The organism is Sorangium sp. So ce119 (genome assembly GCF_051524405.1).
GTDB lineage: Bacteria > Myxococcota_A > Polyangia > Polyangiales > Polyangiaceae > Sorangium > Sorangium cellulosum_G.
In genome coordinates this window covers 5,709,867-5,726,067 of the sequence record NZ_CP150310.1, presented here as the reverse complement: position 1 = coordinate 5,726,067, position 16,201 = coordinate 5,709,867, and the positions used below count along the sequence as shown (strand labels likewise).

At 73.0% G+C, this 16,201-nt stretch carries 13 protein-coding genes; 8 read left to right on the top strand and 5 right to left on the bottom strand.

Annotated elements, in window-relative coordinates:
- The first annotated feature begins 48 nt into the window (after positions 1-48).
- Together WME76_RS21580 and WME76_RS21575 are read left to right on the top strand one after the other, a co-directional pair.
- Positions 49-906, top strand: coding sequence for a phosphatase PAP2 family protein (locus WME76_RS21580; protein ID WP_437961958.1), 858 nt, complete (start codon positions 49-51; stop codon positions 904-906).
- Positions 907-1,182: 276 nt separating this feature from the next.
- A complete protein-coding gene (locus tag WME76_RS21575; RefSeq protein WP_437961957.1) occupies positions 1,183-1,683 on the top strand; it encodes a hypothetical protein in 501 nt (166 codons plus the stop codon).
- Positions 1,684-1,746: 63 nt separating this feature from the next.
- Here the strand turns inward: WME76_RS21575 and ribA are convergent, their stop codons facing one another.
- Positions 1,747-2,490: a GTP cyclohydrolase II gene (gene ribA / locus WME76_RS21570; protein WP_437961956.1), complete on the bottom strand. Its 744-nt coding sequence runs from the start codon at positions 2,488-2,490 to the stop codon at positions 1,747-1,749.
- 167 nt (positions 2,491-2,657) lie between these two features.
- Entirely contained in the window at positions 2,658-4,112 is a 1,455-nt protein-coding gene (locus tag WME76_RS21565; protein ID WP_437961955.1) for an FAD-dependent oxidoreductase, read from the bottom strand.
- 502 nt (positions 4,113-4,614) lie between these two features.
- Between WME76_RS21565 and WME76_RS21560 the strand changes: the two genes are divergently transcribed.
- Complete coding sequence (locus WME76_RS21560) at positions 4,615-5,862, top strand: hypothetical protein (RefSeq protein WP_437961954.1); 1,248 nt, start codon at positions 4,615-4,617, stop codon at positions 5,860-5,862.
- 220 nt (positions 5,863-6,082) lie between these two features.
- On the opposite strand, the gene WME76_RS21555 is transcribed toward WME76_RS21560, so the two are convergent.
- A complete protein-coding gene (locus WME76_RS21555) occupies positions 6,083-8,017 on the bottom strand; it encodes a type VI secretion system contractile sheath domain-containing protein (protein WP_437961953.1) in 1,935 nt (644 codons plus the stop codon).
- Positions 8,018-8,097: 80 nt separating this feature from the next.
- Between WME76_RS21555 and WME76_RS21550 the strand changes: the two genes are divergently transcribed.
- The 5 genes from WME76_RS21550 to WME76_RS21530 all read left to right on the top strand — a co-directional run bounded on the left by WME76_RS21550 (position 8,098) and on the right by WME76_RS21530 (position 14,061).
- A complete protein-coding gene (locus WME76_RS21550) occupies positions 8,098-9,489 on the top strand; it encodes a homoserine dehydrogenase (protein WP_437961952.1) in 1,392 nt (463 codons plus the stop codon).
- Entirely contained in the window at positions 9,486-10,445 is a 960-nt protein-coding gene (gene murI / locus WME76_RS21545) for a glutamate racemase (RefSeq protein ID WP_437961951.1), read from the top strand. Before WME76_RS21550 ends, murI begins: the two co-directional genes overlap by 4 nt.
- Positions 10,446-10,497: 52 nt before the next feature.
- Positions 10,498-11,682 (top strand): chorismate synthase, encoded by a 1,185-nt coding sequence (aroC, locus tag WME76_RS21540; protein WP_437961950.1) that lies wholly within the window; start codon positions 10,498-10,500, stop codon positions 11,680-11,682.
- 5 nt (positions 11,683-11,687) lie between these two features.
- Positions 11,688-13,298, top strand: a complete 1,611-nt coding sequence (gene aroB, locus WME76_RS21535) for a 3-dehydroquinate synthase (protein WP_437961949.1) — start codon at positions 11,688-11,690, stop codon at positions 13,296-13,298.
- 409 nt (positions 13,299-13,707) lie between these two features.
- On the top strand, positions 13,708-14,061 hold the full coding sequence (locus WME76_RS21530) for a response regulator transcription factor (protein ID WP_061607907.1): 354 nt from the start codon (positions 13,708-13,710) through the stop codon (positions 14,059-14,061).
- A 124-nt stretch (positions 14,062-14,185) separates the two neighbouring features.
- Here WME76_RS21530 and WME76_RS21525 read toward each other — a convergent pair whose 3' ends face one another.
- Both WME76_RS21525 and WME76_RS21520 read right to left on the bottom strand, forming a co-directional pair.
- Complete coding sequence (locus tag WME76_RS21525) at positions 14,186-14,932, bottom strand: TenA family transcriptional regulator (protein WP_437961948.1); 747 nt, start codon at positions 14,930-14,932, stop codon at positions 14,186-14,188.
- Between the two features lie 267 nt (positions 14,933-15,199).
- Positions 15,200-15,805, bottom strand: a complete 606-nt coding sequence (locus WME76_RS21520; RefSeq protein ID WP_061607905.1) for a hypothetical protein — start codon at positions 15,803-15,805, stop codon at positions 15,200-15,202.
- Positions 15,806-16,201 lie beyond the last annotated feature (396 nt).

Sequence of the window (16,201 nt, the reverse complement as noted above, 5' to 3'; positions counted from 1 at the left end):
CACCGCGGGTTCCCGTGCTCCGGCGCCCGGGCTACGCTCGCCCGCCTCGTGCGCGCCGCCCTCGTTGCGACAACGGTCTCCGCCCTCCTCTTCGCCCTCTCACCGGCCGCCGCCGCGGGGCCTTCCCCCGAGCTCACGTACGTGCCGGAGGTCGATCTGCCCGTCACCGTGGTCGGCGGGGCCGCGTGGATCGCCTCCGAGCTCGCCAAGAAGGGCCTCGCGCCCGACGCGTGCCGCTGGTGCGCGGTCGGCCCGCTCGACACCTCGGTCCGCGACGCGCTGCTCTGGAGCGGCAACCCCGGCGCCGCCCACCAGGTCAGCAACGTGACGGTCCTCGCCGTCGCGCCCGCCTCCGCGCTGGGCCTCACCGCGCTCGCCGCGTGGCAGGACGGCCGGACCGAGAACATCGCCGCCGACCTCGTGATCGTCACCCAGGCGATGGTGCTGGCGATGAACCTGAACCAGCTCACCAAGTACATCGTCGGTCGCCAGCGGCCCTATGCCCATTTCGAGAACGCCGACGTGCTGTATTGCGAGGGCGCGGGCTGCTCGCGCCCGCTCGAGCACGACGACGATCTCTCCTTTTTCTCGGGCCACTCCACCGCGGCCTTCTCCCTCGCCGCGGCGAGCGGCACCGTGGCGTCGATGCGCGGCTATCGCGCGGCGCCGTGGGTCTGGGCCCAGGGAATGGCGATCGCCGCGCTCTCCGGATACCTGCGCATTGCCTCCGACCGCCATTACTTCTCCGACGTGCTCACGGGCGCCGCCATCGGCTCCGCGGCCGGCGTGCTGATTCCAACTCTGTTTCACGGCCCCCGCGCGCGTGTTGCGGGCCCGGACACGCGGAGTTTCCGCCTCTCGCTCGCGCCGGCAGGCGTGGGTGTAGGCGTCGCCGGCGCGTTCTGAGTGGGGCAGTCGCGGCGATAGACAAGGGGCCGCAATGCGCCGGTCGGCGTATGTAAATAGTCTTGACAAAGCGGATTCCAATTTTAGACTACGCCTGTCAGCCAGAGATGCTGGCGCCCGGGCGACCATTGCTGGTGCCCGAGTTGACGATGTCGAACACGCCGCGCCGCCTGAGCGGCGACGGCGGCGAGCTGCGGTCCGCGAAAGGGCGTGCGCGCTGAGCGAGCCCGTTTCAGCGAGGTTCCGGCGGCTCGACCATGTAAGGAGTCCGGCGACATGAACGTCGTTGTTGATCATTCGTCACACAATCGATGGATCGCGGGCGGCCTCGCCGCCGCGTTCCTCGTCCACCTCGCGGGCTGCAGCGATCAAGCGCTCGGGGCGCCGCTTCCGGGCGCCGAGCCGCAGCGCCAGGCCTCGACCGCCGCGCGCGGAGAGCGGCCCCCGGCGAGCGCCGCCCCGGGCGCGCCCGCGCCCCCTCCTGCGCAGGCCGCGGCGCTCGCGCGCGACGAGCTGCTCCGGGAGGCCGGGCGGCTCGCGGAGATCCGGGCGGCGCTCGCGCGATCGCCGGAGGCGTCGCTCTCGCTGCTCGACGAGCACCGGGCCGAGTTCCCGGAGGGCCGGCTCGCGCCGGAGCGGGAGATCATCGCGATCGACGCGCTGGTGCGCCGCGGGCGCGCCGACCAGGCGCGCGCCCGCGCCGAGGCGTTCCTCGCGCAGTTCCCGGCGAGCCCCCACGCCGAGCGGGTACGCCGCCTGACCGGCGCCGCGCCGTGAGGCGAGCGCGGCGCCGCGGCCCGAGGCGAGCGCAACGCCGCCGCGCGGCGCCGCGCGGTCGCCTCAGCTCGCGGGCGTCCGATCGGACTCGGGGGGCGCCATCCCGTCGACCACGACCGGATCGCTCTGCTCGACGAGGTGCGGCTTGCCCCACGTGTCGATGAAATGGCCCGATCGCTTCGCCTTGGTCTCCAGGTAAAAGCGGTTGTGCTCGTTCGGCGGGATCACGTGCGGAATGCGCCCTGCCACGGACACCCCATATTGCGTGAGCTGCTGGACCTTGTTCGGATTGTTGGTGATGAGCTTCACCGACTTCACGTCGAGGCTATGCAGCATGTGCGCCGCGACGGCGTAGTCGCGCTCGTCGTCCCGGAAGCCGAGCGCCAGGTTCGCCTCGACCGTGTCGAGCCCCTGATCTTGCAGCGCGTACGCCCGGATCTTGTTGATGAGCCCGATCCCGCGGCCCTCCTGGCGCAGATAGAGCAGGATGCCGCGCTCCATGCTCTTGATCTTCTTCAGCCCTTCGAGGAGCTGATCGCGGCAGTCGCAGCGCAGCGAGCCCATGACATCGCCGGTCAGGCACTCGGAGTGCAGCCTCGTCGGCACGTTGGAGGCGCCGACGACATCGCCGTGCACCATCGCGATGTGCTCCTTGGCGTCGCGGTTGTTCCAGAACGCGACGATGCGGAAGTGGCCGGCGCGCGTCGGCAGCTCGGCGACGCCGACCACCCGCACACACACGTTCTGCCCATACCCCTCGCAGTCGTGCTCTTGATCGCGTGCGACGAGCTCCAGCAGCGGATTCATCGGGTCGGTCATCGTCCTGTCTCCGCGAGGAGCCGCCTCGCGCGCCCTTCTTACCAGAACATGACCGGCAGGCAACAACGTGGCAGTCGTCGCGTCGGTGAACAACGTGGCAATCGCGGCCGTGGGCGGCGCGGCCCTGCGCCGATCGCCGGCCCGCCCGGGGCCGCTCAGGTGTCGGCGGGCTGGCGCGCGTAGGCCGGGGCGGCCGCGTTCATCCGGGGGAGCGACGCCGAGAGCCCGGCGCGCAGCGCGCGCAGCAGCAGGCGCGGGCTCACGAGCGCCTCGCGCCCATCGAGCATGTGCAGCGCGCGCACGAAGCGCACGTAGACCTCGCGGTCGACCTGCGCGGCGCGGTGCAGCACGCCGGTGTACCAGCGCAGCACCGGCTGGAGGAGCGGCCGCTTCCCCTCGGTCTCGGGGTAGGCGAGGTCTTCCCCCGTCGACATCTGCCACGGCAGGTCGACCGCCCTCGCCGCGGCCGCGTGGTAGCGGCGGGTGAGCCCCGCGATCGCGCCCTGGCCCGCGCGGCGGCGCTGCTCGGCGAGCGCGGCGTCGAGCGCGAGCGCCTGGAGGCAGGCCGACGTCATCCCCTGCCCGTAGACCGGGTTGAAGCTCGCGAGCGCGTCGCCCAGCACCGCGAGCCCCTCGGGCATGCGCGCCATGCGCTCGTAGTGCCGCCGGAGGTGCGCCGGGAACTTGTAGACGGCGATCTCCGTCTCGGGCTCGGCCCCGAGCAGCGCCCGGTACAGCGCGTCGTGCGGCAGGCCCCGCGCGAACTCGAGGAAGCCCTCGGGGTCGGCGGGCGGGTGCTCGCCGAACAGGCCCGCGAGCACGACCATCCAGCGCCCGCCCTCGACGGGCACGATACAGCCGAACCGCCGGCTGTCGGACGGCGAGCCGAGGATGTACAGCGAGGTCCACGGCACCTGCGCCGGATCGCGCGGCCGGTACTGCCGGCTCGCGTACCCGACGCGCACCTTGATCGTCGACTCGAGGGGGCGCGGGTACCCGAGCGCCTCGAGCCACGCCGGCGCGCGCGAGCCGCGCCCGCTGGCGTCCACCACGAGCTCCGCCGGCAGCGCCTCGACCTGGCCCGGCGCGTCGCGCCGCCGGACCACGACGCCCGTGAGCCGGGAGCGGTCGCGCGACGCCGAGAGCTCGACCACCTCGCGCCCGTCGTCCAGGCGTCGCACCCCGGGCAGCGCGAAGGTCCGGCGGCGCACGTGCGCCTCGAGCAGCGGCCGGGTCATGGACAGGGTCTGCACCCCCGTCGCGCAGCGCGGCTTCCACGCGCCGAGGTGGTGCCAGGCGAGGCCGAGCCCGAAGTCGTACGCGACCGCCCCGTCCTGGATCAGGTCCTCGGTGAAGCCGGGGAAGAGATCGTTCAGGATGCGCTCTCCCCGGGCGAGCAGGCCGTGGACCTGGCGCGCCTGCGGCACGCCCCTGCGGGGCTCGCGGAGATCGTCGGGGATGCCGTCGCGCTCGATGACGGCCACCTCGTCGAAGTGATCGGCGAGCACCCGGGCCGCGACGAGGCCCGCGATGCTCCCGCCGATCACCACGGCCCTGCGGCCGCCGAACCGGTGATCGGGGCGGAGGTTCTGCTGGGTGGAGCGGTTCATGGAGCCTCGGAGACTGCAAACCACGGGCCGATCCTGATGGAGGCAAGGCGGACGCATCAGGCGCCGTCCCGATGCGACGGTATTCCCGCGCCGCGCCGGGCGCGCGCGCCGCGTGAAGCCGCTCACCCGCGCGATTGCGTAGCTACGCAATCGGCTGCTCTCCGTCGCCATGAAACAGGCCATCAGGCGCGCGCTTTTCGTCGTCACCGAAGAGCGGCCCTGGCCGAGGCCGGCGCGGAGCGGGCGTGTCGGGAATTTGACGCCTGACGGCGGGCGGCGGCGGCGCGGTGCATGGGAGAGCGCGGAGTACGCCGCCTTCATCCGAGCTCCTGCCAGATGGATTGAACGATCCCGGACCGTCCGGGAACCCATGACAGGAAACCAGGTCTGCTCGGGCAGCGTGGAGCGCGGGGACGTGCTTCGCGCACGCCTGTGCGCGACTCGTGCGCGCTCTTGCGCTTCCTGCGCCGAGCGCGACCAGAAAGGCTGCAGGTCCCACGTCATGCGTAGCTTCGTCCTCACCGCTCTGCTCTGCGCCCCGTTGCTCGCCGGGTGCTCCTCCGAAGAGTCCGGCGCTCCGGGGTCGGACAGCGCCTCTCTCGAGCCCCCTGCGGCCGGGGACGGCCTCCAGTACCGCATGGTCTCCACGGTGGCGCCAGGGCAGGAGATCGAGCGATGCAAGCTCTTCGTCGCGCCCGCCGAGGGGCTCGCCATCCGCGGCGACGAGGTCCGGTTCTCGCGCGGGAGCCACCATGTCGGGCTCTACAAGACGGCCTACAAGGAGATCCCGGCGGAGACGCGCGACGGCGTCCGCGTGGACGCGGCCGAGGTCCACGACTGCAACAGCGGCGCGACCGCCGCGTGGGAGATCACCGGCGTGGTCGCCGGCTCGCAGTCCTTCGGCGGCGACTCGTTCCTCGGCGACCTGCCGGACGGGGTCGCCCTCAAGGTCGAGCCGGGCACCGTGCTCGTGATGAACACCCATTACGTGAACGCCACACCGGAGCCGATCGTCGCGGACGCGCGCGTGAACCTCTACACGATGCCGCCGGAGCAGGTGGAGCAGGAGGCGGGCATGCTGTTCCACTACAACCCTTTCATCCGGGTGCCCGCGAGCGGGGAGGCCTCGGCGCGCATGCGGTGCCGGATCGACGAGGACATCTCGCTGGTGCGGGTCCAGTCGCACATGCACCAGCGCGGCGTGGGCTTCGCCGCCCACCGCGTCCGCGGCGACGGCGCGATGGAGGAGATCTACAGCAACGAGACCTGGGAGGAGGTGCCCGTGAAGGTCTTCGCGTCGCCGCTCGAGGTCAAGGCGGGCGAGGCGCTCGACTTCCGCTGCGATTACGTGAACCCGGAGCCGCGCGACGTGGCGCAGGGCCTGACCACGCGCGACGAGATGTGCATGCTCATCGGCCCCTACTTCCCGCGCCGCCCCGAGATCGACACCTGCAGCGACGCAGAGGGGCGCCCCGCCGAGACGTGGATCGGCTCCGGCGCGGCGACGTGCGCGGAGACGCTCGCGTGCGTCTCCGCGGCGGCGAGCGACGCCGAGCTCTACGGCTGCGTCGTGGAGAGCTGCCCGGGCGCGGCGGCCGAGGTCTCCGAGGCGCTGCGCTGCCAGTTCACCGCGGGCCGCGGCGCCTGCGAGGGAGCGTGCGCCGCGGACGGCGACGGCTGCGCCGCGTGCATGGCCGAGGCGTGTGCGGCGGACGTCACGGCCTGCGAGGCCGCCGCCTGCGGCGAGTAGCGCCCGCGAAGCGCCGCCTCAGCGGCGCGGCCCGGACGCGCGGCGCGGCGGCCGCGGCTACTTCTTGCGGCAGCCGCACGAGGCCGCCGGCGCTTGCGGGGCCGGCCGCTGGCACGTGGTCACCAGGGTGCTCAGGACACAGAGGAGGATCGCGACGCGGAGCCGCATGGCGGCCATTGTTCCCCCGCGCGGCGGGCGGCGTCAATCGTGCCGAGCGGGCTCAGCCGAGCGGCACCTCGAGCGACACCTCGTCGAGCCCGACGCCGAGGAAGCGGCGCGGGCGCACCGCGACGGCGACCAGGGCCCCGCCCTCGGCGCGGGCCGCCTTCACCGAGAGCTCGATGGTGGCGGGCGGCGCGTTCTCGAACAGCGTCCACAGCGCCCCCTCGACGACGGGCTGGACCTCCGCCGGGTCGCTGTCCGGGGGCAGCTTCGCGCAGAGGGCGCGCAGGAACTGGACGACGCGCGCCACGAAGAGCTGATCGACCAGCGAGACCCGATCGAGGTGCGCGTCCGGCTCGGCGGTGGCGCTGTCGTACGTGAGCTTCTCGGGCGGGACGTAGGCCGTCGGCGCGGTGAGGACGTACACCGCGTCGCTGTTCGGGGCCGACGCGAGCAGGAGCACGCCGCTCTTCGCCAGATCGCGCTGGGTGTCCGTCGACACGAACGCCTCGGTCGGGATCGCGACGCCCTCGTCCCCCTCGTACGCGCCCTTCACCTCGTGCACCGGCAGGTCCCCGATCACGCCGCCGCCCTTCGCGCCCGCGATGCGGCACGGCCACGCCGTCTCGCGGAAGCTCGCCGCGATCAGCGCGCCGACCAGGTACGCCGGCGGGATCCAGACGCGGCCGCCCGCGTCGCCCGGCTGCTCGACGATCGCCGCCTCCCGGACGCGCGAGGTCGACCTGTCGTAGGGCATCCGGCCGAGCACGCGGTTCATGGCGATCGCGACCCAGCGCATGCAGTGGCGCGCCGCGGCGGAGCGCCACGGCGCCCGGTGCGGCGCCTGGAACAGCGCGGCCTTGTTGTCGAGGCGCTCGACGCCGCCGAGGTCGTCGACCCCGAGCAGCCCCGCGGCGCCGTTCACCACGGCGGGCAGCGCGTGCGCCTCGGCGACGCGCGCGATCTCCTCGAGCCGCGCGAGCGAGGCGGCGGTGCCGTCGATCGCGACGTCCACGATCGCGACCGACGCCGGCGGCTCGGTGCTCGCCGTCTGCGCGAGCACCCGCGCGAGCGCGCCGGCGGCCTCGTCCGGCCGCGCGCTGACGACCTCGATCCGGACGCCCTCCGCCGCCTTCACGCGATCGACGAGCAGGCTCAGCCCCCGCCACGCCTCCTCGAGGCGCCGCACCTCCGGGTGCTGCAGGATCGCGCCGAGCTGCGCGCCGATCGCGCGCTCGAGCTGCGCGATCGCCTCGGCCGGGCGGGCGGGCTGCCCCGCGCGCGGGCGCGCGCTCGCCGCCACGGTCGCGATGAGCTCCGAGAACCGCCCCCCGTCCGAGGGCTCCGGGCCGGCGTTGTCGGGCGTCGCCGGCGCCGGGGCGGCCTCCCCGCCGCCGCCCCCGCCGAGATCGACCATCGAGAGCAGCGCGTCGATGTCGCCGCCCGCCGCGGGCGCGGGCGCGGCGGGCCGCTCTGCCGCGGGCGCCGCCGGCCGGGCGGCAGAGGCGCCTCCGCGCTCCGGGAGCAGCCCGAGGATGTCGCGCCCGAGCGGGGCGCCGCCCCAGAGCCGATCGAGCTCGGCGCGCGCCTGATCGAGCGTGGTCGAGCCGTCGCGCAGCCGCTCGAGGACGCGCCGGGCGTCGAGCAGCGACCGCAGGAGCGGCACCTCGGCGCAGAGGGCGTCGGGCCGGAAGCTCTTCAGGCCGGTGGGCGACAGGTCGACGCGCGCCGGCCGGCCCCCCGCGAGCACGCTCGGCACCTCGATCGCGATCCGCGGCCGGAGCATCGCGAAGAGGTTATCGAACCGGCCCGCGTCGACCCGGATCGCGCCCGCGGGCGGGCTCGCCCCGGCGTTGTGCGGATCGCGGGGGACGAGATCGGCGACGACGAGCACGCGCAGCGGGAGCAGCGGCCCCCGCGCCGCGGCGCCCCCGTCCTCGCCCACGTGGAACCTGAACTCCTCGCCCAGAACGCCCTTGATCGTTTCCGCCATGGCCCGCGCAGCATAGGCGTCACCTCTCGGCGCGAGAAGCGCTAAGCTCCGCGCGCATGAAGACGGAAGGCGGTTCGCCCTTGAACTTGAACCCTGAACCCCACGCCGCCAGCGATCGCAGGCGCCTGCGCGGCGGCGCCCCGATCCAGATCGGGCTCCTCGGCTGCGGGACGGTCGGCGGCGGCGTCCTCCGCCTGCTCGCCGAGAACTCCGGCTACCTCGCGGAGCGCGCCGGCGTGCCCCTCGTGGTCAAGCGCGTGGTCGTGCGCGACCTCGAGAAGGAGCGCGTCACAGCCCTGGATCGCGGCCTGCTCACCACGAGCGCGGAGGAGGTGGTCGACGACCCCACGATCGACCTGGTCGTCGAGGTGATGGGCGGCGAGACGCCCGCCCGCGCGCTGATCGAGCGCGCCATCGACCGCGGCAAGGGCGTGGTCACCGCGAACAAGCTGCTGCTCGCCGCCCACGGCCCCGCGCTCCTCGCGCGGGCCGCGGCGCGCCAGGTCGACCTCGCGTTCGAGGGGGCGGTCGGCGGCGGCATCCCGATCATCCGCACGCTCCGGGACGCGTTCGCGAGCGACTGGGTCGAGCGCGTCACCGCGATCGTGAACGGCACCTGCAACTACATCCTCACGCGCATGCGCGACACGGGCGCGTCGTTCGAGGCCGCGCTGAGCGAGGCGCAGGATCTCGGCTACGCCGAGAAGCCCGATCCGTCTCTCGACGTCGACGGCCACGACGCAGCGCACAAGCTGATCGTGCTCGCGATGCTCGCCTTCGGGGCGCAGGTCGACAGCAACGACGTCCACACCTCCGGCATCCGCACCATCGAGGAGGCCGACCACCGCTACGCCGACCGCTTCGGCTACACGATCAAGCACCTCGCGATCGGCCGCGATCTCGGCGATTCCATCGAGCTGCGCGTCCACCCCACGCTGATCCCGAAGCAGAGCGTGCTCGCCAACGTCTCCGGCGTGCTCAACGCCGTGCTCCTCGAGGGGCGCGCCGTCGGGCCGTCGCTGGTCTACGGCCGCGGCGCGGGCGACCTGCCGACCGCGGTCAGCGTCGTCTCCGACATCCTCGACGTCGCGCGCTCGATCGCCTCGGGCGTCGCGGGCATGCAGGGCCGCGGCATGTCGATCAAGCCTCGCCGGGTCCGCCCGCTCAGCGACATCGTCTCGCGGTACTACCTGCGCTTCGCTGTCGAGGACCGCCCGGGCGTCATGGGGCGCCTCGCCGGGGCGCTCGGCGACGCGGGCGTGAGCATCGAGCAGATCGTGCAGCAGGGGCCGACGAAGGCGAGCCCGGGCTCGACGCCCGCGGGCGCCGCGGCGGCCCGCGAGCCCGGCGTGGACGTGGTGCTCATCACGCACGACGCGCGCGAGGGGCTCGTGCGGAGCGCGCTCGACGCGATCGCGCGCGAGCAGTTCCTGCGCGAGCCGCCGCACCTGTTCCGCATCGAGGAGCCGTGACGTCGCACGGGGACGCGCCGCTCGGGGTGTTCGACTCGGGCCTCGGCGGCCTCACGGTCGTGCGCGCGCTGCGCAGGCGCTGCCCGGCCGAGGACATCGTCTACCTGGGCGACACGGCGCGCGTCCCGTACGGCACGCGGTCTCCGGAGACGGTGGTCCGCTACGCGCTCGGCTGCGCGCGCGTGCTGATCGAGCGCGGGGTCAAGGCGATCGTCGTCGCGTGCAACACGGTGAGCGCCGTCGCGCTCGACATGCTCCGCGTCGAGCTCGACCTGCCCGTCCTCGGGGTCATTCTTCCCGGCGCGCGAGCCGCCGTGGCCGCGTCGCGCGGCGCGACGATCGGCGTGCTCGGGACGGCGGGGACGATCGCGTCCGGCGCCTACCCCCGCGCCGTGGCGTCGCTCAGCACCCGCACCGAGGTCGCCGGCCAGGCGGCCCCGCTGCTCGTCTCGCTGGCGGAGGAGGGGTGGGTCGAGGGCGAGGTCCCGCGCCTCGTCGCGCGGCGCTACCTGGAGCCGCTCATCGGCGCGGGCGCCCGCTCGATCGTGCTCGGTTGCACGCATTTCCCGCTGCTCCGCGCCGCGATCGAGGCCGAGACGGCGGCGCTCGCCGGCGGCCCCCTCCCGATCGTGGACAGCGCGTCCGCGACCGCGGAGGAGGTGGCGTCGTTCCTCGCCGAGCGGGGGCTCGCGACGTCCCGGAGCGCGCCGGGCAGCCTCGCGCTGCTCGTCACCGATCTCCCGAAGAGCTTCGCCTCCGTGGCGGCCCGGTTCCTCGGGGAGCCGGTCGTCGGAGGGGACGGCGCCAGCCGATCCCCGACCCACGTTGACGCGGACGGGGCGAGCCGATCCCCGACCCACGTTGCGGACGGCGGCCGCTCCCCGATCCGCCCCGAGACGGACGGCGCCGGCCGATCCGGGGCCCAGGGCGTCGACGTCGAGCAGATCGACCTGTAATAGGCAGCAAGCTTGGCCCGGAGCCCCGGGCGCAGAGGAGGTTTTCCAGACGATGACGCAGCTCAGGTGGCTTTCGGCCGGCGAGTCGCACGGGCCGGAGCTCGTGGCGACCGTCGAGGGTATTCCGGCGGGCATGCCGCTCCTCGCGGAGGACATCGACGAGGATCTGGCGCGGCGCCAGCGCGGCTACGGGCGCGGCGGGCGGATGAAGATCGAGACCGATCGCGTCCGCCTCGTCGCCGGCGTGCGCGGCGGCGAGACGCTCGGCGGCCCCATCGCCATGGTGATCGAGAACCGCGATCACGCGAGCTGGGCCGGGCGCATGGGCCCGGAGCCGTTCCCCGAGCCGCCCGAGGCGCTCACCCGCCCGCGCCCCGGCCACGCGGATCTCGCCGGCGGCCTGAAGTACGCCCGGCGAGACCTGCGCGACGTGCTCGAGCGGGCGAGCGCGCGCGAGACCGCGGCGCGCGTCGCGGTGGGCGGCGTCTGCCGCAAGCTCCTCCGGTCGGTCGGCGTCGAGGTCTTCGCCCACGTCCTCTCGATCGGCCCGGTGCAGTCGCAGATCTCCGCGGCCTCGGGCCTCGGCGACCTCCCGCTCACCGAGCTCCGCGAGCGCGCCCGCGCCTCCGACCTCGCGTGCGTCGACGCCGCCGCCGCGCAGGCGATGCGCGACGCCATCCGCGAGGCCGCGCACCGGGGCGACACGCTCGGCGGCGTCTTCGAGGTGATCGCCACCGGCCTGCCGCCCGGGCTCGGCAGCCACGTGCAGTGGGACCGCAAGCTCGACGGCCGGCTCGCGCAGGCGCTGATGAGCATCCAGGCGATCAAGGGCGTCGAGATCGGCATCGGCTTCGAGGCCGCGCGCATCTCGGGCTCCGAGGTGCACGACCCGATCGGGTACGACCCGGCGTCGAGCGCCTTCACCCGCCCGTCGAACCGCGCCGGCGGCCTCGAGGGCGGAATCACCAACGGCATGCCGCTCATCTGCCGCGCCGCCATGAAGCCGATCGCCACGCTGAAGCGCGCGCTCCCCTCGGTCGACGTGCGCACCAAGGAGCAGTTCGACGCCGCCTTCGAGCGGAGCGACGTCTGCGCGGTCGCGGCCGCCTCGGTCGTCGGCGAGGCGATGGTGGCGATCACGCTCGCCGCCGCCCTGCTCGAGAAGTTCGGCGGCGACAGCCTCACCGAGCTCTCGCGCAACGTCGACACCTACCTCCAGCAGGTCCGCTCTTACTGAACGCCATGCAACTCCTCCCCGACGCACCTCCGCTCCTGCTCACCGGCTTCATGGGGGCCGGAAAGACGACCGTGGGCCGCATCGCCGCCGCGCGCGCCGGCCTCCCGTTCATCGACCTCGACGACGCCATCACGTCGGAGGCCGGCGAGAGCGTCCCGTCGCTCTTCGCCTCGCGCGGCGAGGCCGGCTTTCGCGCGCTGGAGGCGGCGACCCTGCGCCGGCTCCTCGCGACGCGCGGCCCGCGCGTCATCGCCCTCGGCGGCGGCGCCCTGGTCGACCCCGCGCTCCGCGCCGAGGCGCTCGAGCGCGGCTGCGTCGTCGCGCTCAGCGCGACCCCGCGCACGATCGCCGCGCGCACGCCGAGCGGCGCGCGCCCGCTCCTCGACGGCGCGCCGGACCGGGAGGCGCGCATCCGTGAGCTCCTGGCCGCGCGCGCGGCCGTGTACGCCGACGCCCACGCGCGCGTCGTGACCGACGGCGTCGCGCCCGAGGAGGTCGCCGCGCGGGTCCTCCGCGCCTACGCGGATCGCCCGCTCTTCGTGCCGATCGGCGACAAGAGCTACGCTGTGCGCATCGCCTCCGACGCGGCGGCGTCCGCGGCCGACGCCGTCGTCGCGCTCGCGCCGTCGTCGGTCTTCGTGGTCACGGACGAGAACGTGAGCCGCCTCTGGGGCGCGCCGCTGCTCGACGCGCTCGCGGCGCGGGGCAAGCCGGCCGCCGCGGTCACGGTGCTCCGGCCCGGCGAGGAGCACAAGCGGCTCTCGGCCGTCGAGGCGGCGCTCTCCGCGATGATCGAGGCGGGCGCCGATCGCGACGCGGTGGTGCTGGCGCACGGCGGGGGCGTGGTGACCGACATCGGCGGCTTCGCCGCCTCGACGCTCCTGCGCGGCGTCCGCTGGGTCGGGGCGCCGACCACCCTCCTCTCGATGGTCGACGCGTCGGTCGGCGGCAAGACCGGGGTCGACCTCGGCCCCGCGAAGAACGCCGTCGGCACCTTCCACCAGCCGTCCGCGGTCATCGCGAGCCCGGCGGCGATCGCGACCGAGACCGACCGCGCCTACAGGAGCGGGCTCGCCGAGGTGGTGAAGACGGCCTGCATCGGCGACCCGGAGCTGCACGTGCTGCTCGAGCGCGAGGCCGATCGCGTCCTCGCGCGCGACCCCGGCCTGCTCGCCGAGATCATCCGGCGCTCGATCGCCGTGAAGGCGGCCATCGTCGCCCGCGACGAGCGCGAGTCGGGCGACCGCGCCCTGCTCAACTTCGGCCACACGCTCGGGCACGCCCTCGAGGCGGAGGGCGGGTTCGTCCGGCTGGCGCACGGCGAGGCGGTGTCGCTCGGCATGGTGGCGATGCTCCGGGTCGGGTGCTCGCTCGGCGTGACCGACCGCGCTTCGGCCGACCGGGTGATCCGCCTGCTCGCCCGGCTCGAGCTGCCCACCCGGATCGAGGACGAGCCGGTCTCCGCCGCGCTGCGCTTCCTGTCGCTCGACAAGAAGCGCCGCGGCTCGACGGTCCGCACGGTGCTGATGCGCGACATCGGCAGCACGTTCGTCGAGCCCATGCAGCTCGACCGCCTCGCGTCGCTCCTCGAGCGCGCCGCGTCCAGCGCCGCCTGAGCCGTCCGGCTCGGTCCATCTCCGAAGAGGTGTTTGCGCTCACGCCCGGGCGCTCTCGGCCCGGCGCGGCCGGCGCCTGGGCGAGCGCGCTCCGAGCGGGCAGAGCCGGTCTTTGCCCCGTTTTCCCGCGAGCGGCTCGGGAGATGGCGAATGCCGCCGGCGCGGCGGGCTCACAGGGCATCGCGCGGTGTGCCTGAGACAGCCCTGCTCCGCGCGGGGGCTCCGCGTTTCACGCGGCGCTCGCGGTCGTTATCGCTGGCCCCTGGTGAAGCGGTCGATTGCGGTGAGGGTGAATAAAATCAGCGCGGTTCCAACATCCTCGAAAAAATGCCCCGCGCGCGGCCCGCGTCGTTCGCTTCGCGCTATCCTTCGGGCGCAGATGGTGCCCGCGACAAAAAAGAGAGTTCTGGTGGTGGAGGACGAGGAGGACACGGCGGCGATGATTGCCCGGTTCCTCAGCGACGAGTTCGACACGGTGGTCGCCACGAACGGGGTCGAGGGTCTGGCGCTGGCGCAGCAGGAACCGCATCCGGATCTCGTTATCGTGGACATCATGATGCCGAAGCTCGACGGGGTGAGCATGACGAAGCGACTCCGCGAGAACGACCAGATGCGCCGGGTGCCCGTCATCTTCCTGACCGCCAAGTCGGATCCGATGGACGTCATCGCCGGCATCCAGGCCGGCGCTCGTCACTACATCACGAAGCCTTTCGTCCTCGACGACCTCAAGAAGAAGGTTCGTAAAGCCGTCTACGGCCGCTAGCGTCCTGCGCTGAAGGATGGGTGAAACGTCGAGGACGTCAGATGACGGAAGAGGGGCAATCAGAGCGCCTGGCGCGCTCGGTGTCTTCGATGTTTCGTCGCGGGAGGCGCGGCGCGAGGGGGCTTTAGCTGCGGCTGCGGGGCGCGTTGCTGCAGGCCTTGAAGGCGCGCTCGAACAGCTCGAGGGAACGCCCGATGCTCGAATGCACCCGGCGGATCTCCTCGGCGGAGGTGGTCGCGAGCTTCACGATCTCCAGCGCCTCGCGCGGGTGGGCGTCATCGTAGTTCGCGTGGGCAGCGAGCCACGTCAGCGCCTTGCTCCCCTCGCCGTACTGCTTCGTGAAGGCCGGCAGCACAACGCGGGACCACTCGCCGGTGACGCCCTCGATCGCATAGTTGACCGCGCCGACCGCCTCGGCCAGAGAGCCGCGGTACGAGACCGACCAGAGCCAGTCGAAGAGCGAGGCGACCTCCGTGGTCGGACGATGGCTCGTGATGTCCGAGGCGCTGATGCCGTGCCCCGCCGCCCAGTCGAGGTACCAGCGCACATGCAGCGCCTCGACCCGGATGTTGCCGATGAGCCAGTCGCGCACCAGGAAGTCGCGCGGCGTCTGGCCGTACGTCGTCTTCGCCAGGCTGAGCCCCATGTACTTCGGGAACGCCTCGACGACGCAGAAGAACTCCCGGATCATCAGGCCCCAGGTCTCCTGATCGATCGGCTCCGTCATCGTCCGCGCGATCGGCGGCGTGTAGACCGCGGCCTTCCACTGGTCGGCCAGGGATTCGAGCATGTCCTCGACCCAGACCGGATGCGGCGTCGCCTTGAGGCTGTCCTTGACTTCCTTGTGCCGCTGCGAGCGAGGTGACAGCATGAATTTACCTGGTGGGTTGCTGGGTCAATCTCCCTCGTGCCTGCCCGCCGGTCTCCGCTCCACCAAACCCCTCAGGCTGACCGGCCTGCGGCCGTCAGGAGACAATGCGCGGCGCGGGCACGATGCTGACCCCCAGACGCTGAGGATGAAAGGGCCAGCACGATGACCTCACCATGAGAGGCTTCGCGTACATGTGTCCCGCCTGCATCCAGTTTGGATCGGGGCGAAGGAACAAGTCAACAAGCAAATGGCCGGTCGTTCAGCCGCTCACCATACGACCTCGGAGAGGCACTCGGTCGCGCCGCGGAACCGGCACCGCTGGTGGGTCACCTTGGGGGTCGACGCGCCGCACAGGAGCAGCGCCTGCTCCACCCACCCGCATACGCCATCGCCGCAGTTCATCGCGGACGGCCCCTCGTCGTCCCCGGTCGGGCCGGTGATGGTCAGCACCCACTCCCGTGGCTTCACCATCCGCGGGAAGACCTTCCCGGAATCGAAGTAGCGCGACCAGAACATTCCAGTGCGGGCCACGATCGTGTCGGGCATCGCGATCGAGAGCGCGAACTTCATCACCGTATTGAGGTCGCGATCCGCGACGTAACGGGCAAATCGCTTGATCTCCGCGGCCTGGTCGCTCGCGGAGCGCACGTGCGTTCGCAACGCCCGGTTCCAGACGCCGATCGGATACCAGCTGCTCGGCAGCAGCGGCTGATACAGTACGTCCCGGTCTGACTTGGGGAGCGAGGTCACCAGCCGCTCCCAGGCCCCGGCGTCGCGGTTCGTCGTGACGAACGACCGGAGGTTGACCAGCAACGTTCCTTTGCATCGACCGGCGGGGATCGAGGATTTGCTCTTCGTTTCGTGCGTCTTCATCGCGGCGAACCTACGGCGGGAACGCCCTGACGACGCCGGCCCAGGCCGTGGGCGCAGCGGGGGCTGTCTCGGGCGGGAAGCCCTGCCCGAGAGCACATCGTCGGGGTGACTCCAGGAGTCGTGGTTGTACCTTGCAGGGGAGCGTGAGTTTGCCTGGATGGCAAGAGATGATTACGCCAGAGCAGGCGCGCGACATGGAATGAAGCGGCGCTGGAAGAGCCTTCGCCGGTTGTCCAGCTCTCGTTTCGACCCGATGGCGAGATCGCACGAAGGCAACATCGGCCCCGATGCGGGGTGTGGGTGTAACGGGGATTACCCGTCTCCGTGGTTCGGCAGATGACGCGGAGCGCGACGTGCTGCGGGCGGCGCACGGTCGGGCGGGCGGAGCGCGAACCA